Annotated in this window: 15 protein-coding genes; 14 read left to right on the top strand and 1 reads right to left on the bottom strand. The window is 64.2% G+C overall.

What is annotated here, in order from left to right:
• Window positions 1-64 precede the first annotated feature (64 nt).
• The gene (locus tag ACXJKO_RS04840) at window positions 65-961 is read left to right on the top strand and encodes a LysR family transcriptional regulator (protein WP_457089952.1); all 897 of its coding nucleotides are present in this window, start codon (window positions 65-67) and stop codon (window positions 959-961) included.
• Here ACXJKO_RS04840 and ACXJKO_RS04835 read toward each other — a convergent pair.
• Entirely contained in the window at window positions 952-2,139 is a 1,188-nt protein-coding gene (locus tag ACXJKO_RS04835; RefSeq protein ID WP_457089951.1) for a multidrug effflux MFS transporter, read from the bottom strand. The two genes, ACXJKO_RS04840 and ACXJKO_RS04835, sit on opposite strands and share 10 nt — an antisense overlap.
• 356 nt (window positions 2,140-2,495) lie before the next feature.
• Between ACXJKO_RS04835 and bcsN the strand changes: the two genes are divergently transcribed.
• The 13 genes from bcsN to ACXJKO_RS04770 all read left to right on the top strand — a co-directional run bounded on the left by bcsN (window position 2,496) and on the right by ACXJKO_RS04770 (window position 22,922).
• Window positions 2,496-3,434, top strand: a complete 939-nt coding sequence (bcsN, locus tag ACXJKO_RS04830; protein WP_457089950.1) for a cellulose biosynthesis protein BcsN — start codon at window positions 2,496-2,498, stop codon at window positions 3,432-3,434.
• A 174-nt stretch (window positions 3,435-3,608) separates the two neighbouring features.
• Window positions 3,609-5,804 carry a UDP-forming cellulose synthase catalytic subunit gene (gene bcsA / locus ACXJKO_RS04825; RefSeq protein WP_457089949.1) on the top strand — a complete coding sequence of 732 codons (2,196 nt, stop codon included), beginning with the start codon at window positions 3,609-3,611 and terminating at the stop codon, window positions 5,802-5,804.
• Between the two features lie 9 nt (window positions 5,805-5,813).
• On the top strand, window positions 5,814-8,471 hold the full coding sequence (locus tag ACXJKO_RS04820) for a cellulose biosynthesis cyclic di-GMP-binding regulatory protein BcsB (RefSeq protein ID WP_457089948.1): 2,658 nt from the start codon (window positions 5,814-5,816) through the stop codon (window positions 8,469-8,471).
• A complete protein-coding gene (locus ACXJKO_RS04815; protein ID WP_457089947.1) occupies window positions 8,468-9,562 on the top strand; it encodes a glycosyl hydrolase family 8 in 1,095 nt (364 codons plus the stop codon). Before ACXJKO_RS04820 ends, ACXJKO_RS04815 begins: the two co-directional genes overlap by 4 nt.
• A complete protein-coding gene (locus ACXJKO_RS04810) occupies window positions 9,553-11,673 on the top strand; it encodes a tetratricopeptide repeat protein (protein ID WP_457089946.1) in 2,121 nt (706 codons plus the stop codon). The genes ACXJKO_RS04815 and ACXJKO_RS04810 overlap by 10 nt, the downstream gene beginning before the upstream one ends.
• Window positions 11,674-11,767: 94 nt before the next feature.
• Window positions 11,768-12,274, top strand: a complete 507-nt coding sequence (locus ACXJKO_RS04805; protein WP_457089945.1) for a chemotaxis protein CheW — start codon at window positions 11,768-11,770, stop codon at window positions 12,272-12,274.
• The gene (locus tag ACXJKO_RS04800; RefSeq protein ID WP_457089944.1) at window positions 12,274-13,713 is read left to right on the top strand and encodes a CheR family methyltransferase; all 1,440 of its coding nucleotides are present in this window, start codon (window positions 12,274-12,276) and stop codon (window positions 13,711-13,713) included. The genes ACXJKO_RS04805 and ACXJKO_RS04800 overlap by 1 nt, the downstream gene beginning before the upstream one ends.
• Window positions 13,710-14,303 carry a chemotaxis protein CheW gene (locus tag ACXJKO_RS04795; RefSeq protein ID WP_457089943.1) on the top strand — a complete coding sequence of 198 codons (594 nt, stop codon included), beginning with the start codon at window positions 13,710-13,712 and terminating at the stop codon, window positions 14,301-14,303. The genes ACXJKO_RS04800 and ACXJKO_RS04795 overlap by 4 nt, the downstream gene beginning before the upstream one ends.
• A 1-nt stretch (window position 14,304) precedes the next feature.
• Window positions 14,305-15,981: a methyl-accepting chemotaxis protein gene (locus tag ACXJKO_RS04790; RefSeq protein WP_457089942.1), complete on the top strand. Its 1,677-nt coding sequence runs from the start codon at window positions 14,305-14,307 to the stop codon at window positions 15,979-15,981.
• 32 nt (window positions 15,982-16,013) lie between these two features.
• Window positions 16,014-18,218: a hybrid sensor histidine kinase/response regulator gene (locus ACXJKO_RS04785; RefSeq protein ID WP_457089941.1), complete on the top strand. Its 2,205-nt coding sequence runs from the start codon at window positions 16,014-16,016 to the stop codon at window positions 18,216-18,218.
• Entirely contained in the window at window positions 18,215-19,288 is a 1,074-nt protein-coding gene (gene cheB, locus ACXJKO_RS04780; RefSeq protein ID WP_457089940.1) for a chemotaxis-specific protein-glutamate methyltransferase CheB, read from the top strand. The genes ACXJKO_RS04785 and cheB overlap by 4 nt, the downstream gene beginning before the upstream one ends.
• On the top strand, window positions 19,285-21,003 hold the full coding sequence (locus ACXJKO_RS04775; protein WP_457089939.1) for a response regulator: 1,719 nt from the start codon (window positions 19,285-19,287) through the stop codon (window positions 21,001-21,003). The genes cheB and ACXJKO_RS04775 overlap by 4 nt, the downstream gene beginning before the upstream one ends.
• Complete coding sequence (locus ACXJKO_RS04770; protein WP_457089938.1) at window positions 21,003-22,922, top strand: response regulator; 1,920 nt, start codon at window positions 21,003-21,005, stop codon at window positions 22,920-22,922. The genes ACXJKO_RS04775 and ACXJKO_RS04770 overlap by 1 nt, the downstream gene beginning before the upstream one ends.
• Window positions 22,923-23,048: the final 126 nt, after the last annotated feature.

Genomic DNA, 23,048 nt, shown 5'->3' with positions numbered 1-23,048 from the left:
CGCTGGACAGCGCAGAAGTAAAGCGACATCTTCGCAGCAGGTCATTCTCAATTGGAATAAACGTGTGTTCCGCCGCGGTTTCCTGCCCAACGTGGGCAACCTTCTCGCCTTCGAGGCCACAGCCCGCCATGGCAGCGTGTCCCGCGCAGCGGAGGAGCTGAATCTCACGCAAAGCGCCGTCTCGCGCCAGATCCAGCAGCTCGAGGAATCGCTCGGTGTGTCCCTGTTCAGCCGCGCCCGCCAGCGCGTGGTGCTGACCGATGTGGGGCGGCTTTATGCCTCCCAGGTGCGCGGCACCCTGACCGAACTGTCCGACGCCACCCATCAGGCTATTGCGCTCTCCGGTACCAGCGGCGTGCTGAACCTTGCAACGCTGCCGACCTTCGGAACTCGCTGGCTCATGCCGCGCATTCCCGATTTCTTCGCGCGCCATCCGGATGCCACCGTCAATTTCGGCGTGCGCCTTGTGCCTTTCGATTTTGCGGACGAGCCGTTCGATGCCGCCATCCATTTCGGCGAGCCGCATTGGCCCGGTGCGATCTGCGAATTGTTGAGAAAGGAAGAGGCCGTGCCCGTGTGCAGCCCGGCCTATCGGAAGCGCGAGGCCGTCCATGCGCCGCAGGATCTGGCGCGGGCGACGCTGCTCCAGCAGAGCACGCGGCCAACAGCCTGGGCGGAATGGTTTGCAAGCGTCGACGTTACCATCGGCAATCCGATGCGCGGCCCACGCTTCGAGCAGTTTGCCATGGTGGCGCAGGCCGCAGCCGCAGGCCTTGGGGTCGGGATGATTCCCCAGTTCCTCATCGACGACGAACTGGCCTCGGGGCGTCTCGAAGTGCTGTTTCCGCACTCGGTTTTGAGCAGCGGCGCCTATTACCTCGTCTATCCCGAACACAAGGCACAGGCGCCGCTGGTGCGCTCATTTCGCGATTGGCTGATCAACCAGACCCGTCAGGGATAAATGCGTTTGGGCTTCAGTGCGAGCCGGCTCAAGGCCAGCGCGATCCACGAGCACAGGGCAATGGCGCCCACCATGGACAACGACGTGCCATTGTATAGCGCGCTGACGAGCACGATCATGACCGCGCCGGTGCTCAGCTGCAGCGTCCCCATCAGCGCCGAGGCCGTGCCGGCGATGGGCCCGTGCTTGTCGAGCGCCAGCACCGCCGTCGAGGGAATGACGAAGCCGAGGCAGGCGAAAGACGTGAAGAGCAATCCCCACAGCAGATAGGCGTTGTCGAACCCGGCGAGCGTGAGCACGAACAGCACGGTCACCAGTGATGCGAAGACGATGAGTGCCGTACGCACCATCCGTTCCGCGCCGAAGCGGCGCATGAGTGTGCTGTTGAACTGCGCGCTGCCGATGAAGGCGATGGCGTTCGAGGCGAACACCATGCTGTACGCGGAAGGCGTGAGCCCGAAATGCTGGATGAACACCACGGAGGAACCCGCGAGGTAAGCAAAGAAGCTCGCCTGGCTGAAGCCGCCGATGAAGGTGACGCCGAGAAAATGGCGATCCTTCAGAAGGCGCCGATAGGTGGTGAAGGCGTGGCCGATGCCGCGCTTTTCGGCACCCACCGTGCGGGTTTCCGGCAACAGGAAAAAGATCACGGCCAAGCCGCCGATGCCGATGGCGGCGATGGCCCAGAAGATGACGCGCCAGCTGAAGAACTCGGTCAGCGTGCTGCCGGCGAGCGGCGCGAGGATCGGGGAGACGCTGAACACCAGCATAGTGGTCGCCATCAGGCGAGCCGCCTCATGGCCAGTATGCAGATCGCGAATGATTGCCCTAGGGATAACCATCGCAGCGCAGGACCCGACGCCCTGGAGGAAACGGAAGGCGATCAGGGTTTCCACATTCGGGGCGAAGCTGCATCCGATGCTGCCGAGGACGAACAGGCTCAGGCCGAAATAGAGCGGCGGCTTGCGGCCGAATCGGTCGGCGAGCGGCCCATAAACGATCTGGCAGACGGCGACCGCCAGGAAAAAGCTCATCAGGCTCATTTGCACGGCGCTGACATCGACCTGCAATTCGCGGGCGATGGCCGGGAAAGCCGGCAGGTACATGTCGATGGCGAAGGGTCCTATGGCGGAGAGCATCCCAAGGACGAGGGCATTGCGCAGGAAGGCGGATTGCATCGAAAAGGCTTTCGTGGCCCCGGCTTTCATGAAGCGGGATTGAGAAAACGGCCCGGCATGGGGGGTCGGACGAGCGGAAAACGGAAAAGTGCGTGGGAGCCGGCGGCGGAACGCCGTGGGCTCAAGCGCGCATGAGCCTCGCTTTTATGCTCCCCCCGGCTCAGGTCAAGCAAAGACGTCGCCTTTCGGGGGACAATAATCCGCCAACGCCCGGATGCTTACCCTTCATTAACTATGTTTGGCCATGTCTGGTTAAAGATTCTTTCTGGTTCGTCTGCCCCAAGGGAATGACCCCCCTATCGCCTTCCCTAAGGGCAGATCCACCAGGACCGTTGGCGCCCATCGTAAAGTTGCTCATGACCCCTGCCCTGCGATCCTTCCAGACGAACTTCGATGGCACGATGCCCGAAGTGCGCGTTCGGTATGGACATCGGGGGACATCGCTGAGCAATGCCCTGCGGGCGCTCATGATCCTGCCTGTTATCGCCGTGGGAGCCTGCACCACTCGGTCCGAGCTTGGCTTCGCCACCCTCATGAACGAGGTTCCGGCGACCCGGGCGATCATCGTACCTCCGCCGGGCGGCCCCTCCATCGTGGCCGTGCTCCAGCGCAGCTACCAGAACGGCATCTCCCAGGAGATCGCCCTTTCCACCGCCTCCCTGACGCCGGGCCAGAACGCTTTCTATGTCAGCCTCGCGACGGGGCGCAGGGGGCTCTCCGAGATCGACGACGTTCTCAGCCTGCCCACATCCATCACCCAGGACCGGATCGCCGGGGAGATGGAGGAGCGCCTGCCCGGCATCGAGATGCAGACGTCCCTCGTCTACGTGCAGAACAAATACGGTCCTTTCGGCTTCGCCACGGGGCGCTCCGCCAGCGGCGATACCTGCCTGTATGCGTGGCAGCGGATCGAGCCCGACGAGGCCGCCGTTTTCGTGCCCGGTGGGGTCATCTCCGTGCGCCTGAGGCTGTGCGACGCCGCAGCGACCCAGGAGCAGCTCCTGCGGTCCATGTACGCCTTCACGATCTCGGCCTATTACATGTCCGACTCTTGGAACCCCTATGGCTCGCCGCCACCGGTTCCGGCTCAGCTGGGACAGATCGATGCGCCGATCTACCCGCTCGGCATGGGTGTCGGATCCACCCCACCCGCCGTCGTGAGACAGCGGGTCCGGGTCGAGCGCCGGATCGACAAGGATACGGTTTTACCAGAGCGCGCGCCGGCGGCACCCGAGGTGCCGGAGGGCCCTCCGAGCGGTTATCCTGTGGTTCCGCCGCCAGCATCCGGACAGTAAAAGAAGGCTCCGCAACCTAAACTTAATAACGTATCGAAAAGTTATATTTACTAGCGCGACAAAAAAGCCTCGGTAAACTGTTATAGTATTATATGCGCAGCGATAGACCTTCGTAAGTTCTTATCCTATGCGTGATATTCAACGCATAATAACCGTGAACGAGACCGAGAAACGATGCGACGGGGTGTAATCGTAGCCTTCTGGGCGGTGGCGGCGATGGTCATCGTCCTCCTCGTCGCCCTTCCCATCAGTCTTCAGGCCCACCTTGTAGCAGGTCTCGTCGTCGTGGCCTGCATGATCGTGCTCAAATTCTTCCGGGCCCAGGGCATCTGGCGCATCATCGCCTTGGCGCTCGGCACGGCCATCGTCCTGCGCTACGTCTTCTGGCGYACCACGAGCACGATCCCGCCCGTCACCGAAATCGCAAGCTTCATCCCGGCCATCCTGCTCTACATAGCCGAGATGTACAGCGTCATGATGCTGTTCTTGAGCTTGTTCGTGGTGTCGAGTCCGATGCCGTCGCGCAAGCCGCCGAAGGTGGATCTCAACAACCTGCCGACCGTCGACGTATATGTGCCGACCTACAACGAGGATGCGAGCCTGCTCGCGACGACCCTCGCTGCGGCGAAAGCGATGAACTACCCCGCCGACAAGTTCACGGTCTGGCTTCTCGATGACGGCGGCACGGACGAGAAATGCAATTCCACCAATCCCGCCGCCGCCCAGGCCGCACGGGACCGGCGCACGGAACTGCAGGCCCTTTGCGATGCACTCGACTGCATCTATCTCACCCGCGCCCGCAACCTGCACGCCAAGGCAGGCAACCTTAATAACGGAATGGCGAATTCCACCGGCGAACTGGTGGCGGTCTTCGACGCGGACCACGCGCCCGCCCGCAACTTCCTGGAAGAAACTGTCGGATACTTCTCCAAGGACAAGAACCTGTTTCTCGTCCAGACACCGCACTTCTTCATCAATCCCGATCCGCTCGAGCGCAATCTCGGCACCTTCCAGACCATGCCGTCGGAAAACGAGATGTTTTACGGCGTCATCCAGCGCGGCCTCGACAAGTGGGACGCTGCGTTCTTCTGCGGCTCGGCCGCCCTGCTGCGGCGCGAGGCCTTGCAGGAAACGAACGGCTTCAGCGGCCTGAGCATCACCGAGGATTGCGAAACCGCGCTCGAACTTCACTCCCGCGGCTGGACCAGCGTCTACGTGGACAAGCCGCTGATCGCGGGCCTGCAGCCGGAAAGCTTCGCCAGCTTCATCGGCCAGCGCTCGCGCTGGGCGCAAGGGATGATGCAGATCCTGCGCTTCCGCTTTCCGCCGCTCAAGCGCGGGCTGAAGTTTCCGCAGCGGCTCTGCTACATGTCGAGCACCCTGTTCTGGCTGTTTCCCTTCTCGCGCTTCGCATTCCTGCTTTCGCCGCTCTGCTACCTCTTCTTCTCGCTCGAGATCTTCACCGCATCGGGCGGCGAGTTCTTCGCCTACACGTTCACCTACATGATGGTGAACTTCATGATGCAGAACTACCTCTATGGCCGCTATCGCTGGCCGTGGATCTCGGATCTCTACGAGTACATCCAGACGATCTACCTGCTTCCGGCGGTTCTCTCTGTCATAGCCAATCCGCGCAAGCCCACCTTCAAGGTGACGGCAAAGAGCGAGACCATGGACCAGAGCCGCGTGTCGGAACTCGGCACGCCCTATTTCATCATCTTCGGCATCCTGCTGCTCGGCGTCGTCGCGACGGCGGTGCGCGTGTGGCTGGAGCCCTACAAGGCCGACCTGACGCTGGTGACGGGTGCGTGGAACGTGCTCAACCTCATCATCGCGGGCTGCGCGCTCGGCGTCGTGTCCGAGCGGGCTTCACGCCGCCAAAGTCACCGCGTGCACATCGACCGTCCCTGCCGCATCGTGGTCAACGATGAGATCATCGACGCCGCCGTGCGGGATGTCTCGGTCGGCGGCGCACGGCTTCACGTGGCGCCTTCGGCCGGCCCGAACCTGAAGAAGGGCACTTACGGAACGCTGGAGTTCCTCCCTTATTCCGGCCTGCCCATGCAGAAGATGCCGATCGAGATCCGCAAAGTAGGCATGGACGAAAAAGGCCTTCTGCTGGGCTGCCAGTTCCACATCGACCAGCCGGAGCATCACAAGCTTGTGGCCGATCTCGTCTTCGCCAATGCGGATCAATGGAGCGCCTTCCAGAAGCGGCGTCATCAGGATATCGGCATTCTTCGCGGCACGATCTGGTTCTTCATGGTCTCGCTCTATCAGACCGGACGCGGCCTTTCCTATCTCTTCGGCCTGCAGAAGATCGGCGTCTCCAAGCCGCCGGTTCCATCCATCGCGCCGGCGACGAAATAGGGGCTCGACATGCGTTCGCTTCCGATCCCCGCCCTTGCCGTCCTGCTCCTGGGAACGCAGATCGCCGCCGCACAGACGGCTCCGTTCACCATGTCGCCCGGCCAGTCCGCGCCGCAATCGCAGCCACTTCCGTCGCAGCCTCCCGCAGCGAACCCGGCACCGGCAGGTTCCTTCGACATGCGCGGCGCAGCCCCGGCATCCCAGGCACCGGCGCCGCAACCGGGAGCCAGTCCTGCTCCGTCCCAAGCGTTCGACATGCGCAGCGGTTCACCTGTGCCGCCGGCCTCGGCACAGCAGAGCGTGCAGGCTACCCAATCACCGGCTCAAGGCACGTCTCCCCCCGCCTCTCCATTCCAGATGACCCCGCAGGGCCGTCCGCCGGCCAGCGCGGCGACACCTGCTCCCGCTACTTCTCCGGCAAGACCCGTGGTGACGGGCGCGGCTCTGGCGCGTAACGCCGCGCGCATCGAACGGCCGGTTCTGCCCTTCGAGACCATAAGGCTCGAAGGTGAAACGGATGCGCGGGCCTGGACCTTCCATCTGACGCAGGATGAGGCGGCCAGCGGCGCGAACCTCTCCGTCGGCTATCAGAACGCCGTGGTCGTGATGCCGGAAGCATCGCGGCTGCGCATCTCCGTCAACGGCGAGAACGTGATCGATACGCCGATCGCCTCGTCGGACGATATCAAGCGCGTGACCGCCAACGTTCGCCCCGGGCTCCTGCGGGCCGGCCAGAACTTCATCCGCATGGAAGCGGTCCAGCGCCACCGGACCGATTGCACGATCAGCTCGACCTACGAGCTCTGGACCGATGTGGATTCCCAATCCACCAAGCTCACTTTCGCCGAAGGCACCACCAAGACGCTGCGCAGCCTGGAGGATCTTCCCGCCATCGGCGTGGATGCCACGGGCGTGACGACGATCCGCGTGGTCGCGCCGAAGGTCTACCGTCCCGAGATCCGCGACCGCCTTCTGCGCCTCGTGCAATTGATTGCACTTCGCGGACGCTATGCGCGGCCCGTCATTCAGGTGGTCGAGACCGATCCCGGCCCCTCCCCTGTCGGCACGATCAAGGTCGTGATGGGCCTTGCGGGCGAGTTGCGCGGCCTGGTTCCCGGCGTACCGGATGTGGCCATGCAGCAGCCCCTGACCATGATGATGCAGGAAGCCGGCTCCATGGGCGCGACGCTGCTGGTGTCGGGGCCGAGTTGGGCCGAGCTTGATTCGGCGATTGCGGTGATCGGATCCCAGGCCGTCAACACGGCCAATGTGCAGCGCGGCGTGATCGACACCGCGGCGTGGCACTGGCCCGATGTTGCGACCGCGTTCGGGCGTCAGTCGTTTCGCTTCTCCGATCTCGGCGTGCCGACGCAGGAATTCTCCGGCCGCCGGCTCAAGACGCAGTTCGCTCTCAACCTTCCGTCCGATTTCTACGCCACCGAATATGGCGAAGCACTTCTCTACGTGGATGCGGCCTACACCTCCGCCGTGCGGCCGGGCAGCCATATCGACATCTACGTGAACGGCAAGATCAGCACGCAGATGACGATCACATCGCAGGGCGACGTCGTAAAGCGGCACACGATCAGGCTGCCGCTGAAGAACTTCAAGTCGGGCATCAACTTCGTCAATCTCGAGGTCGGCCTCCTCACCGATGCGGACAATCGCTGCGCACCGGGCGAGACCTTGTCGGAGGCGAAACGCTTCGTGCTGTTCGACACCAGCACCTTCGAGTTCCCCGAATTCGGACGCATCGGCCTTCAGCCCGATCTCGGCGTTCTGAGCGTGGGGCATTTCCCCGATGACGACGAGATTGCGACCACCGTCGTGCTCGCGCGTCCCGATCCCCTGAATGTGTCGGCCGCCGGAACCTTCCTCACCCGCATGGCGCGCAGCGCCGGAACGCCGGTGCGGGCGCAGTTCTCGAACGCCGCATCGGCGGAAGACGAATCCGTGCTCTTCGTGGGCGCCGTCGAGCAGATTCCGCAGGGCCTTCTGAGCAATGTGCGCGTGTCGGAACATCTGCGGATGGTCTGGCCTTCAACGCCCATGCAAGGAGATCGCAACGGCCAGCAGGTCGCGAATGCGGAATTCACGATGCCTGCAAAACCCGCTTCCATCGACAAGGCTCCCTTGTCGTCCACGGACGAGGTGCGCAAGCGCTGGGCCGAATCCTTCGAACGGCGGGGCATTCTGCAACGGACCTTCGGTTCCGTTCAGGATTGGATCGAGTCCACCTTCAGCCTGTCCCTATCGTCCCTGTCGCTGAACAGCCGCGCCGATGCGCCTTATGAACCGCCGCAGCGCTCGACGCTTCTTGTTGCGCAGAACAGGACTCAGAATGCTGGCACCTGGACCCTCGTGACGGCCCGTTCCGACAAGGCGCTGGCTCAGGAAGTCGCGCGGCTTGCGGACCCGATTCTCTGGTCCAAGGTCGCCGGCCGCGCCGTCGCCCTCGATCCGGCGGAAGCCAAGCTCCAGGTCGAGCCGATCCGCGACTACGCCTTCGTCCAGACGCAGGCCTTCTCGCTCCTGAACCTGCGTCTCGTCGCGGCGAACTGGATGTCGGCCAACATCCTGCAATATGCGCTGCTCATGCTGGTCTGCTGCACGCTTCTTGGCATCTCGACCTATTTCCTTCTCAAGAGACTGGGCCGCCCCTCATGAGATCTTGGATCGGCCGGTTCCAGCATCTGACCTGCGCTCTTGCTCTCGCGGCATTCCTTGTCGGAGCCGCGCAACCTGCCGAGGCCCTCACCGTGCAGCCGCTGAACGTCGTGGGCACGCTCACGCCCGACGAATGGCAGGCCTATCGCTCCCGTTTCGTCGAGGATAACGGGCGCGTCGTGGACAATGCCAACGGCAATATCAGCCACAGCGAAGGACAGGGCTATGGTCTGCTCCTGGCCCTGGCCGCCAATGACCGCGTGACCTTCGAGAAGATCTGGAACTTCACCTTCACGGAATTGCTCATCCGCGACGATGGCCTTGCCTCCTGGAAGTGGGATCCCGCCGCCAAGCCCCGCGTCTCCGACAAGAACAACGCGACCGACGGCGACATCCTCATCGCCTATGCGCTCGCGAAGGCCGGGGCCGCCTGGCAGGATTCGCGCTACACGACAGCGGCGCAGAAGCTCGCCCGCGCCATCGGCAAGAGCACCTTCGGGCGCGAGGGCAGTACGGTCTTCCTGCTTCCCGGCGCGGAAGGTTTCCGGGCGGAGGATCGACCGGACGGGCCGGTGGTCAACATCTCCTATTGGGTCTTCGAGGCCTTCCCCGTCCTCGCGGGCCTCGCACCTGAATACCAGTGGAACCGGGTCTGGCAGGAAGGCGTGATCCTGCTGCAGCAGGCGACATCCGGCAGAATCCGGCTGCCCGCCGACTGGCTGTCCATCCAGAGCCGTATGCAGACGAAGCCCGCCGACGGCTTTCCCCCTGAATTTGGTTACAACTCCTTAAGGATACCTCTTTACCTTCTCCGGGCAGGAATGACGGATTTGGAGTGGCTTAGAGCGTTGAAGCAGCGCTGGTCTGCGGAGAATGAAGGGGTTGCCGTCGTCAACGTGGTCACCGGACAGGTCCGGGAACGGTTGAACGATCAGGGCTACGCCATACTTTCGGCCGCTCTCGCCTGCGTGCTGGATGGCACTCCCATCCCGCCACCGCTGAAAACCTTTGAGCCGCAGCTCTATTATCCGTCGACCCTGTATCTGATGACGAAGTCGTGGCTTGGTGAAAAACATCCGCAATGCGTCTAGCAAGTAGCGCCATAACGGTTGCGGTCCTGATCCTGGGCTTCGCGGCCATCGCGCAGCAGGTCGGCCCCAATAGCGGTCAGGCCCCTGCAACTGCGCCTACGACGCCACCGGCACCGGGCGGGCTTCCGCAGGTCGACGAATCTGCTCTGCGCTACTTCGCGTCCCAGGGCGACACGCGGCGCGTGAATGCGGAAATCGCGCGCCTTCGCGCACTCTATCCCAACTGGAATCCGCCGAGCGACCTCTCGCAACTTTCCTCGGGCGGAGCGCAGGTTCCCGTCGATCCGATCATTGACCGCTTGTGGAACCTCTACCGGGAAGACCGGATCGCGGAAGTGCGCGCGGCCATTGCCGAGCGGCAATCCTCCGACCCCAATTGGAAGCCGCCGGAAGAACTGCTGACCGCGCTCGAATCGGTCGAAGCGCGACGCCGCCTGACCAATGCTTCCGATGCCGGCCAGTGGCGCACTGTGCTGTCGGTTGCAACCGAGACGCCTGCTCTCCTGACCTGCACGAACGTGGACGTGATGTGGCGCGTGGCCGAGGCCTTCGCCAAGACGGACCAGCCCACCCGCTCGCGCGACGTCTATACCTATCTGCTGACCAACTGTGCGAACCCGGGCGAACGCTTGGCGACCTTGCAGAAGGCGCTGGCGCTTCTGCCTGACAACCAGGTCACGGATCTTCTCCAGTTCGAGCGCAAGACGGGCAACGAGGTCGATAATTTCGACTCCATTCGCGAAGAGCTTGCGCGCCGGCGCGTCGAGCGCGCCTCGAATGATAGCAAAACGACTGCCACCGCCGAAGACCTCGCCGTCGTCGAGCGCATGACCCGCAACACGGATGAGGCCGGTGCCGTGCTCGTGCTCGGCTGGTACAATTACCATCACGGCAATCCGGCCCGTGCGCTGGAACTCTTCAAGACCGCCCTGGACCGTAACGGAGGCCCGAAGGCAGCTGAGGGCTATGCCATGTCCCTGCGCGAGCTGGAACGGCTCGTGGAGGCCGAGGCCTTCGCCTATGAATGGCGCGAGCGGGCTCCGGAGAACATGAAGGTGTATCTGGACATCGCGACGGCCCTCCTGAGCCAGGACCCGCCGCCGCGCCTTGATGCGAGTGTGGTGGCCCGCGTCGTGCCCGTCGTCACGGGCCAGCGCTTCCCCGACGGCGCGCAGGCGCTCGGCTGGTATTCCTACAACACGAGCCAATTCCAGACGGCCCGCGATTGGTTCCGCCAAGCGCTCTCCTGGAAACCCGACGATGAGCCCTCGGCCTATGGCCAGGCGCTCTCGACCCTGCGCCTGAACGACCGCACCGGCTTCAACGCCACCGTCTCGCAATGGCGCAATCGCTCGGAGCGCATCGCGGACCTTGCCGACGGCACCGTTTCCGGACAGACGACACAGCCCGCCCTTCCCGTCACGCAAGCACCCCGGACCGTCGATATGGCGCTACAGCCCCGCGCCATCCCTGCTCCCGTGGCGGCGCCCCGCATAGCCATGCAGCGCGACACCTACGAAGCCGAGCCCGTGCCCATCCGCACGACGACCGTCGAGACCCGCACGGCCCAGGGAGGCTCAGGGGGGCGGCGCAACTGCATCATGACCCGCAATGCGGAAGGCCTCTCGCCGGATGCAGCCCTCGGGCTCGGCTGGTGCCTGATGGAAGCCAATCGCCCGCTCGAAGCCGTCAACGCCTTCGATCAGGCCGTGCGCCGCGGCAGCGGCCGCACCCGCGAGGAAGCCGCCTACGGCAAGTCGTTGGCCTATCTGCGCAAGAACCTCACCTCCGAGGCGGCCGTTTCCGCCGCTGAGGCGCCCCAGACCGGCGAGCGCCGCGTGGAGCTGGGCGCTTCCATTCTCACACAGCGCGCGCTCGCCGCCTATCGCGATGGGCGCTATGTGGAAACGCTCCTGGCGCTCAGCGAGCGGGCACGGCTTGTGCCCGAGCAGAACGATCTCATGCTGATCCGTGGCTGGTCCTACTTCAAGCTCGGACGCTACAACGACGCCAGGAAGATCTTCCAGGCCGTTCAGAGAACCGGCTTCTCGGAGGAAGCCGGCGCCGGCCTCAACGCCATCCTCGAAGCCACCTCGAACGTGCGCCAATAACACTCCGCCCGGTTGCCCGGCTTCGACGAGCGCCCATATTATCGCCATGCGGGCGCTCGCGTCCCGACCCGATGACCCCACCACGACGTGAGCGATGGCAGGCCTGCAAATCATCACCTTCGACGTCAACGGCACCGCCTGCGCCCTGCGCCGGGAGCAGGTGCGCGAATTGCTGCCGCTGCCGCGCCTCTGGCGCCCGCCTGCCCTGCCACGTCCTGTCGCCGGGTTCTTCAATCTCGGCGGCAAAGCGGTTCCGGTCATTCGGCTCGACGTTCTCTTCGGCCTGGAAGGTGAGCAGGATACCGGCGAGGCAGCTCTCTATCGTCACCTGCTCCTCGTCCAGCCTCCCAGCCAGAAGGAGCCCTTGGCGCTCCTTGCCGATCGGGTGCTCGATGTGGTGAGCATCGCGGGCGCGCAGCTCTCGCCGGTTCGCGAGGGCAGCAGCCTGAACGGATGCGTGGAGGCCGAGATCACGCTTGGCTCCCGCCTCGTGCATCTTTTGTCGCTGGAGCGCCTTCTCTTCGCGGAAGAGCAGCAGGCCCTGGCTGAGTTGGGCCGCCATGCGCAAAGCCGCCTCGGTGAATGGACGGTCCCGGCCTGATGGCCGCCAAATCCTTTTCCAATCCCCTGCTCGATGCCGGCTTTCCCAACCTGAAAAGCCGCATCATCGAGCGCACGGGCCATTTCTATTATCAGGACAAGGACGACCTTCTCTGGGAGCGCGTGCGCAAGCGCATGCGCGCGACGGCCGCAAGCGATTCCACGCAATACCTTGCCCTGCTCGACGACAAGAATTCCGGACCCACGGAATGGACGAAGCTCGAAGCCGAAATCACCATCGGCGAGACGTTTTTCTTTCGCTACGCGGAGCAGTTCACAGCGCTTCGCGACACGATTCTCCCCGAGATTATCGAGCGCAAGCAAGGCGACAAGCGCCTGCGCATCTGGAGCGCGGGCTGCGCCACGGGCGCGGAGCCTTATTCACTCGCCATCCTGGTCAGCGAGTTGCTTGGCCCGCAGATTGAACACTGGCGCACGACCATCGTCGGCACGGACATCAACGAAAGCTTTCTGGAGGTTGCACGGCAGGCGCGTTTCGGCAAATGGGCCTTGCGCTCGATGCAACAGACGGAACGCGACCGCTATTTCCTCCCCGGCAAAGGCGAGCAATGGCAGCTGCGGCCGGAATTCCGTTCGCTTGTGCGGTTCGAACGGCACAATCTTCTCAGCCTTCTCGACGGAACCTCGCCGCTTGAGTTCAGCGATTTCGATCTCATTCTGTGCCGCAACGTCCTGATCTATTTTCACCCCGACACGGTCGCACAGGTTGTCCAAGCCCTGCACGATTGCCTCTCGGAGAAGGCATGGATGCTGCTCGGTCACGCGGAACCGAGCCCTCTCTTCGCCAGCATGATGCAGACACTGAGCCTGCCGGGAACTGTTGCCTACAGGCAAGGTGTTGGCGAGAAGCCTTCGGTCGCGAAAGCCAAACCCGCAGAGCCCTGGGCACCACTTATCCCCCTGCCGGAGAAAACTGCGGCAAAGCAGAAGCATGCCGTTCCTCGCCCGTCGATTGTGCCGCCGCCAGTTCCCACGCAGCCGGACCCCACAGCGCCAGAGCCGGATTCCCTGCTCGATCAGGTCAGGGACCTCGCCAATCTGGGAGACTTCAGGACCGCTCAGACGCTCTGCGCCCGTGCGCTCGGTGCGCATCCCCTCAACCCGATCCTTCATCTCTATCAGGGACTGATCGCACAGGCCCTGAATCGACCGGAGGAAGCGGAGAAAAGCTTCCTTAAAGGCATCTATCTCGATAAAAGCTTTGCCATGGCGCACTACCATCTCGGACTTCTGCTGATGACTGAGGGGCGGCCCAGCCCTGGGCGGCGCTCCCTCACCAATGCGGCCCGCATCGCTGCCGGGCTGCCGGACGACCAGCAGATCGAGGAAGGGGACGGCCTGACGGCCCGGGACCTGCGCAATCTCGTCCGCATCCATCTTGAGGCCGCCACGCGAGCCGAACGGAAGGCGCGCCGATGAAACGAGCCTTGCAGCGCAAGCTGATCCGTGTCGAACGGACGAGGGCTTTCTCCGCAGAGGAGCGGGCGCGCCATATCCTGGATGAACGCACGGCGCGGCTGGCCGAACGCAGCGGCCTCGAGCCCGTCGTCGAGCCCGACCGCGCCCTGATCTGCGCCGCCGGCGGCGAGCGCTTCGGCATTTCCCTCGACGCCATCGCCGAGATCCTGCCCTTTCGCGAATGCGTGCCGGTTCCCGATGCGCCGCCGGCCATGATCGGTGTCTTCGGACGCAACGGACAACTGGTCAGCGTGCTCGATCTCGCCGTGGCCTTGGGGCTGCAGCCCGCCGCCAACGAGGACGGCGAATGGCATCTCGTGATGCTGCGTCAGGCCCAGCCGCAGGTCGCCCTGAAAGTCGACCGGGCCTATGCCGTGTCAGAGATCATGCCGCTGGCCGAGACCGAGGCTGGCACCGTCCGCAACGAGGCTGTGACCGGCTACGCGAAAGCCCTGTCCGGCTTTGCCGACGAGGAAAGAGTCCTATCTCTCCTCGATACCACCCGCCTCCTTCGTCCTTTCCTGCTCTCTACCCCTGTTCCTGGAGTTTGACGTGACGATCTCGATCGCCAACCGCATCCTTCTCGGCTTCGCCGTCATCCTCGCGCTGATGGTCGGGCTCGGCTTCTATGCCATCAACCAGCTCGACGACGTGCGGCAATCGACCGAGACGATCGTGACGCGCGACCTCACGCTTATGCGCCAGATCGAGCGCGTCGGCGACCAGCAGAACACCATGCGTGGTCTGAGAGAGGAAATCCTCTCCCGCTATCTTCTGCGCTCGCTCGGCCAGCAGCAAGCCTCCGCCGAGGACGTGGCACGCGCTTGGCAGCAGGAAGCGGCAGCGACAGAAGCTACCCTCGCCCAGGCGACCGCCATGGCCAACGACTTCGCCGCACGCTCGTTGAGCGCGCAAAGAGGCGATGCATGGCGGCGGATCGGGGAAATGCTCAATCGTGCGAACGGCGATCTTCGCCAGTTGCGCACGACGAGCGAGCGGCAATTCGCAGCGCTTCAGGCCAATGACCATGCCAGCGTCATCGCGACGCGCGATGCTCTCAACACCACCCGCGAGAGCTGGAACCGGACACTGGACCAAGCGAGAAGCCTTCTCAATGAAGCCATCACGCTTGGACAGCAGCGGGTGAGCGAGGTCTACGATCAGAGCCGGATGTCGATCATTCTCGCCATCGCGGGCTCCGCTCTTCTCGGCCTCATCATTTCCTATGCCCTGCGCTCTTCGATCCTCGGCCCCTTGAGCACCTTCATGGCCTTCGTCGAGCGCGTGGGACGCGGCGAGCTCGGCGGCGATAAGGCGCTCACCGGCAAGGACGAGATCGGACATCTTGGCGCCACGCTCAACTCCATGGTCGAAGGCTTGGCTCAACTGGCTCGGCAAAGCCGCGAGGCTACCGAAAACCTCAATGCCGCCGCCGCCGAAATCCGCGCTTCCACACAGGAGCAGGCGGCATCCGTGGAAGAGCAGCTCGCAGCCGTGCAGGAAACGGCGGCCACCGTCGATGAGATCACCCATTCCGGCACGCAGATCGGCAAGCGAGCGCAGGAGGTGATCGCCTCCGCGCAGGCTGCGGCACAGACCAGCATGTCCGGTCTGCAGGCGGTGGACGAAACCGCCCGCGCCATGGACGCCATTCGCGAACAGGCCGAAGCGGTTGCCGAAAACATCGTGGCACTCAGCGAGAAGACGCAGGCCGTCGGCGAGATCATCGCATCCGTCAACGACATCTCCGAGCGCACGCATCTTCTGGCGCTCAACGCCGCCATCGAAGCTGCTGCCGCAGGCGAGAACGGCCGCAGCTTCGCGGTCGTGGCATCCGAGATGAAGTCGCTTGCCGATCAGGCGAAGGATGCGACGATGCAGGTGCGCTCGATTCTCGGCGACATCCAGCGCGGCATCAATTCATCGGTGATGCTGACGGAAGAAGCGGTGAAGCGCGTGGCCGCCGGCAAGGAGCGCACAGACATCACGCAGCAGACCATCACCGGCATATCGGGACAGATTCAGGAAAGCGTGCAGACCTTCCAGCAGATCGTCGCCTCCACCAACCAGCAGCAGCTCGGAATCGAGCAGGTGATGGGTGCGCTCCAGAACATCCGTCAAGCGAGCCAGCAGACGGCGGCGGGCACGCGCCAGCTCGACATGGCGGCAGCGAACCTCTCCGAACTCTCGCAGCAGCTTCTCGGCCTCGCCGAGCGCTACCGCGTGTAGCCCGGCACGGTTGAGGTGAGGACGAGCGTAAAGTGACGGATATCCGCAAGCAATTGCTGGCCGCCTTCGACGTGGAGCACCGGGAGCATCTCCATGCGATCCGTTCTGCCCTCGACAATGCGGGGCAGGGTCAGATCGACCTGACGGATGTCTTTCGCCGTGCGCATAGCCTGAAAGGCGCCGCCCGCGCCGTCGATCTGCCTGCGGTGGAGGAAGTCGCGCATCAGCTCGAAGCGTTGTTCTCGCAGGTGCTCGATGGCAAGCGCTCCCTCGATGATCCCACCATCGTCACCGTGCGCCGCGATCTCGACACCATCGAGGACCTCGTTGCGGTCGTTCTGCGCCCATCGGCGGAGCCTGTGGCCGCGCCCAAGCCTGCGCCACCGCAACCTGCAGAGAAAGCGCCCGCGCCGGCAAAGCCCGAACCTGCCGTGCCCGCAGAGAGCGCAGGAACCTTTCTTCGCGTGTCGGCCGATCAGATGGAGGATCTGTCCGGTTCCATGCACCAGCTCCTCGCGGAGCTGCAGGCGGATGAGGCCATCAACGACACGCTTCGGGAGATCGAGTTTGAGGCGCGCAGTCTCAGACGCGGCTGGGAGCAGCTCTATGCCCAGGCAACCATCATGGCATCGTCCGCCGAGACGGGAGCCGATGTGCCCGTGCGGACAGGCGCATCCTTCACGCCGCGTCTTCGCGATTTCGACCAGAACCTGAAGACGCTGCTGCGCCGCCTCTCGAATCTCTCCCGCGAGCAGCGGCAATCCGCTTGGTCCATCGATCAGGCGGCGCGGCAGGTGCGCGAGAACATCGACCGTATTTCGCTCGTATCGGCGGAGACAGTGTTCGGCGGCTTCGGCCACATGGTGCGCGAGATCGCACGCGTTGAGGGCCGCGACGTGCAGGTGCGCAGCATCGGCCTTGACATCCAGGCCGACCGCCAAGTTCTTCAGGCTCTGAAGGACCCGGTGATGCACCTTCTGCGCAATGCCGTGAGCCATGGCGCGGAACCCGCCGCCGAGCGCATCGCCAAGGGCAAGTCGGAGCGGACGGAAGTGACGCTCGAGCTTGCCTCGCGCAACGGACGCCTCACCATCAGCATCCGCGACGACGGGCGCGGCCCGGACCTCAAGCGTATCGAGCAGGTGGCCATCGAGCGCGGCCTTATCCCGCCGCGCTTGGAGGGCAGTCCCCCGCCCATGATCGATCAGCTTCTCTCGCTGGTCTTCGCGCCGGGCTTCTCGACGGCCGGCGAGGTCGATCGTCTTTCTGGCCGTGGCATGGGCCTCTCCGTGGTGGCGGAGGCGGTGCGCAAGATGCAGGGCTCGGTTCTGCTGCGGCCGCGCTTTCCCTCCGGCACCGAGGTGCTGTTGAACGTGCCCTTCACCGCCGCGCGCCAGCCGCTGCTGCTGCTCGAAGCCGAAGGACGCATGTTCGGATTGCCCGCGCACGCGGTAGTGCGCCTTCTGCGGCTGAGCTCGAATGCCCTTGAACATGTGGAGGGACGACCTGCCGCACGGATCGAGATCGAGGGGCAAGACGTTGTGACTCCTGTGATCGCACTTGCAGCCCTCACAGGATCCGCCAATGCCCCCATCCCCACCGAGGCCGGAAACGTGAAGGCCGTGCTCATCCGCCATGGCTCACGCACCTGCGCGCTCGCCGTCAACGCGTTCCATGACGTGCGCACCATGCTCGTCAGCGACGTGCAGGCTATCGGCCTGAGCGAGATGGTGTCGGGAACCATCCTCCTCGAAAACGAGATGCCCGCGCTTGTGCTCAGCCCCGAGCGCCTGATCGACCATTGGGTGCGCAACGAAAGCAGGCTCGCCGCCACCGGGCTTGGCCTTGCAGCCGAAGCGGAGCAGCAGTCCCGAACGATCTTGGTGGTGGACGATTCGATCACCACACGGACGCTCGAGAAGAGTATCCTGGAAGCGCAGGGCTATCAGGTTCTGCTCAGCGTCGATGGCATCGACGCGCTCAACGTGCTGCGATCCGGCGAGGCGATGATCGACCTCGTCATCGCGGATGTGGAAATGCCGCGCATGGACGGCTTCAGACTGCTCCAGGCGATCAAGACAGATCCGCGCCTGTCCGCTCTGCCGGTCATCCTCATGACCTCGCGTGCTGACCCGGAAGATGTGCGCAAGGGTCTCGATCTTGGAGCGAGCGCCTATATTACCAAGCAGAAGTTCGACCAGCGCGAGCTGCTGGCGACGATCGGACAGGTATTATGAGCGGCTCGTCTCAATCGCGGGTCAGAGTGATGGTCGTCGAGGATTCCCTCGTCGTCCGGCAGCTGCTCGTCCACATTATTGCCCGCGATCCGCGCCTAACCGTCGCCGCAGCGGTGGAATCGGCGGAAGAGGCGCTTCATGAAATCGGCCGCGTCCAGCCGGACGTGATCTCGATGGATATCCGCCTTCCCGGCATGGACGGGCTGGAAGCCACCCGCCGCATCATGACGGAGCGCCCGACCCCCATCGTGGTGATCGCCGACAGCATTGAGGACTCGTCCCTCAAGATCTCCATGAACGCCTTGCGCGCAGGCGCTCTCTCCGTCGTGGAGAAGCCTGTGGGCGTGTCGAGCGCCGGCTATGCGGCCATCGCCGAGACCATCTGCACGCAGCTCTACATCATGAGCCAGGTGCCGGTCGTCCGGCAGCGTTCCTTCGCTTGGAGGCCGGCAGCCCCGACACCGGTATTCAACCGCGAATCGGAGACGGACCTCTCGCGCCCCAACATCATGGGCATCGCCGCCTCCACAGGTGGCCCTCCGGCTCTCGCCAAGATCCTCGGCAGCCTGCCCGCCGATTTCCCCCTGCCGATCCTTCTCGTCCAGCATATGGGCGCGCCCTTCATGGAGGGCTTCGCCTCCTGGCTGAACGGGCTGATGCCCCTTGATGTGCGCCTTGCCCAGGACCAGGAGATTCCTGTCGGCGGCAGGGTCTATGTGGCGCCGGGCGACCGGCACCTCCTGCTCTCGCCCGCGGGCACCCTGCGCGTGAGCGGGGAGCCGCCCGTGGGCAACCAGCGCCCCTCCGCCACCAGCCTGTTTCAATCCATGGCAAAGACGGTCGGCCGGCGCGGGCTCGGGGTCATTCTCACCGGCATGGGCGAGGACGGAGCCAGGGGCCTCGTCGAACTGCGCCAGGCCGGCGGCTACACCATGGCCGAGGACGAGAGCACCGCCGTGGTCTATGGCATGCCGGCGGCGGCCCAGCGCATGGGCGGCGTCCGCATCAGCCTGCCCCTCGACCTGATCGCGCCCCGAATCTTAAGGCTGGTGCGGGGAGAGGCTGAATGAGCGCAGGCTCCGTGGCTCAGGCCGCCCACATTCTGCTCGTGGAGGATTCCGAAACGCAGGCCCTGCAGCTCCGCTACATGCTGGAGATGAACGGCTTCAGCGTATCCTGGCACGCCACCGCAGAGGCAGCGTTGGACGGCCTCAACGAGAAGTTGCCGGATCTCGTGATCGCCGATTATCACCTGCCCGGCATGAACGGCGACGAGCTGACCCGTCAGATGCGCCTGAACGTGCGCACCCGCGCCACGCCCGTGATCATGCTCACCGAAGCCCGCGAGCGGGGCGTGGAGCGTCAGGGGCTGGAGAGCGGGGCCGACGCCTATATCTCCAAATCCGCCGAGCAGGAGCTGATCATCCTGCGCATCAAGGCTCTCCTGCGTCGCCGGGCTCCGCCGCCCGAGGCGAAGGAGGAGCGCGAGGCCCCGAGCTTCGGCACCTTCCGCCGCGCCTGCGTCCTCGTCGTCGACGATAGCCTGACCCGACGCACCGCCATGCAGGATCTTCTCGCCCGCGAGGGCTATGCGGTGACCCAGGCGTCGGACGCCATCGCGGCGCTCCAGGAAATCCGCAGCCCCGGCTCTACCTGGGACTGCGTGCTCGTCAATCTGCTGAGCCCCGGCTTCGATGGCATCGAGCTGTGCCGGCAGCTGAACACCTATCGGGGCCTTGCTCCCATGCCAGGCATGGAGGTTCCGAGCTTCGCCATCGTCGGCCTCGGCAACGAGGAGGGCGGCGACACCCTCGCCCGCGCCTTTGCGGCCGGCGTGGACGACATCGTGCCCACGACCGTGGAGCCCGACGTGATGCGGGTGCGCATCCGGGCGCTCGTGCGCCGCAAGCTGATGCAGGACGAGAACTGGCGTATCGAGGCCGAGTTGCGCGGGCGCGAACTGGCGCTGGCCCGCGCCCGAGCGGAGGCAGCCTCCGCCGAGGCGCTCGCCAAGGCGAATCGGGAGCTGGAGGATGCGAATCAGCGCCTGAAGGGAACGCAGGCCCAGCTCGTGCAGGCGGCCAAGATGGCCTCCCTCGGCGAATTAGTGGCCGGCATCGCCCACGAGATCAACAATCCCCTCGCCTTCGTCCAGGCCCATCAGGGAACGGTGGAGAGATTGCTGGGCGAGATCGCCTCCAGGCTACCGCCCGAGACAGGGCTGGACCGGCAGGTATCTAAGTCTCAGGATCGCGTCGGCGCCATGAAACTGGGTCTTGGCCGCATTCAGGAACTCGTTCTCAATCTCAGGCGCTTCTCGCGCCTCGACGAGGGCGATTTCCAGACTGTCAACGTGCCGGAATCCATCGAAACCGTGCTGGCGCTCCTGGGCCACAAGCTCGGCGCGCGAATCGACGTCCGCCGCCGATACGGAGCGGTGCCGGACCTCTATTGTTCTCCTGCCCTGCTCAACCAGGTGGTCATGAACATCGTCGGCAATGCGGCCGATGCGATCAAAAGTACCGGGGCCATCGATATTGAAACCGAGAGCAACGAGACAACCTATACCATCAGGATCAGCGATACGGGTCCGGGCATCCCAGCGGAGCTGAGGGAGCGGATTTTCGAACCGTTCTTTACGACAAAATCCGTGGGGTCTGGAACCGGGCTTGGCCTTGCGATTGCCTATAGCGTCGTTCAGGCCCACAAAGGGTCGATTACGGTGGATGAGGGGCCCATGGGCGGCGCCGCTTTCACCATTACGATCCCGAGGCGAATTGGTTGATGACGTTAGCGAGTGGGATGAACGCGGAGAATGGCACGATTCTGGTCGTCGATGACGAGCCGGACATTCTTATTGCGCTCGAGGATCTCTTCGAGGGCGATTATCGCGTGCTGACCGCATCCTCCCCGATCAAGGCGCTCGACATCATCAAGCATGAACCCGACATCGCGATCATCATCTCCGATCAGCGCATGCCGGAAATGCCGGGCGACGAATTTCTTGCCAAGGCGCGCATCTCCACGGATGCGGAAGCAATTCTTCTGACGGGCTATGCGGATCTCAAAGCGGTCATCGGCGCGGTCAACAAAGGCCGCATTATGGCCTATATGCCCAAGCCCTGGGATCCGGACGCACTCTCCAACATGGTAGCCGTCGCCTATCAGCGTCGGCGTCTCGCGCAGGAACTCGACACAGAGCGTGCGCTGCTGCGCGGCCTGATGGAAAGCTCCGACGACCTGATCTCCTTCAAGGATCGCGACGGTCGCTTCGTGCGCCTCAACGCTGCCAAGGCGAAAAGCCTCGCATGCCAGCCGGATTCCTGCCTCGGCCATCGCGAGCGCGATTTCGTTTCGCCGGAGCGCGCCCGCATGATCGAAGAGGCGGAACGCCGCGCCATTGCTGCGAAAGCGCCCGATGAAATCGTCGAAGAGCGCTTAGGCAAGGACGGCGATGCGCGGTGGTTCCTCATCAACCACATTCCGATTCTCGATGAAGCAGGTTCGGTCACGAAGCTCGCTACGATCGAGCGCAACATCACCGAACGCAAGCTGATGGAAATGCGCCTGCGTCAGGCGGACAAGATGCAGGCGCTCGGCACACTCGCCGGCGGCGTGGCGCATGACTTCAACAATCTTCTCATGGCCGTGCTTGGCAGCCTCGATCTGGCCTCGCGCCGCGCGCCGGACGATCCGCGCCTCACGCGTCTCTTGCAGAACGCAACTTATGCGGCCGAGCGCGGCGCATCGCTGACGCAGCGCCTTCTCAGCTTCAGCCGCCAGCGCGACCTGCGGCTCCAGGCCGTCGACGTCAATCAGGTGATCGGCGAGATGAACGATCTGCTCATGCGCACGCTGGGCGGCATGATCCGCATCGAGAAGCAGCTCGCCGACAGTCTGTGGACGGCGATGGTCGATCCGGACCAGCTCGAACTCGCGATCCTCAACCTCTGCATCAACGCCCGCGACGCGATGCCGGAGAACGGCACCCTGACCCTCTCCACGCGCAACGAGAGCGTCGAGGAAGGCCGCATCGCGGATCTAGGCCAGGGCGATTACGTGGTCATCTCGGTGACGGATACCGGCAGCGGCATTCCGCCCGAAGTTCTATCACGCGTGCTGGAGCCGTTCTTCACCACCAAGGAGGTAGGCAAGGGAACGGGCCTCGGTCTGCCCATGGTCTACGGCCTCGCGCAGCAATCGGGCGGCACGGTCGTCATCAACAGCACCGTGGGTTCGGGCACCGTCGTCGAGCTCTACCTCTCGCGCACGAGCACGGAGCACCGGCAGGGGCCCAACCGGCAGGAAGAAGCCGAGTTCAACTCCCGCAAGGTGCGTGTCCTCTTGGTCGATGACGACGCGGAAGTGCGCACCGTCACCTCCGCCTATCTCGCCGAGATGGGGCACCGGGTGGTGGAAGCCGCCGACGGCGCGACCGCCATCGACATTCTGCGCGCGGACGACCAGCTCGACCTGCTGATCGCCGACTTCGCCATGCCCGGGATGACCGGGACGGAACTCGCCGATAAGGCACGTGCCATCCGCCCCGGCGTCGGCGTCCTTCTGGTGACGGGTTATGCCGACCCGGCCAGGATGCCGGACAACTACCTGCTCCTGAACAAGCCCTTCAGCCGTGGCGATCTCGCGGCCAAGGTCATCGAGGCTGCCCCGGCGGAACAGAGCGAAGCGTCGACCCCGGCCTGACGGCATTTACCAATTTCGCACCGGGCTGTGGATGAAAATTCCGGTCCCGCGCCGGAAACCCCGCAGAATCGCGAAAAATTGACATTGCGAAGATTTCAAAAATCGCGCCCGAAGTGCACGAAATGG

The organism is Microvirga sp. P5_D2 (genome assembly GCF_054049475.1).
The sequence above is the reverse complement of the archived record's forward strand: the minus strand, read 5'-3'. Positions and strand labels throughout refer to the sequence as shown.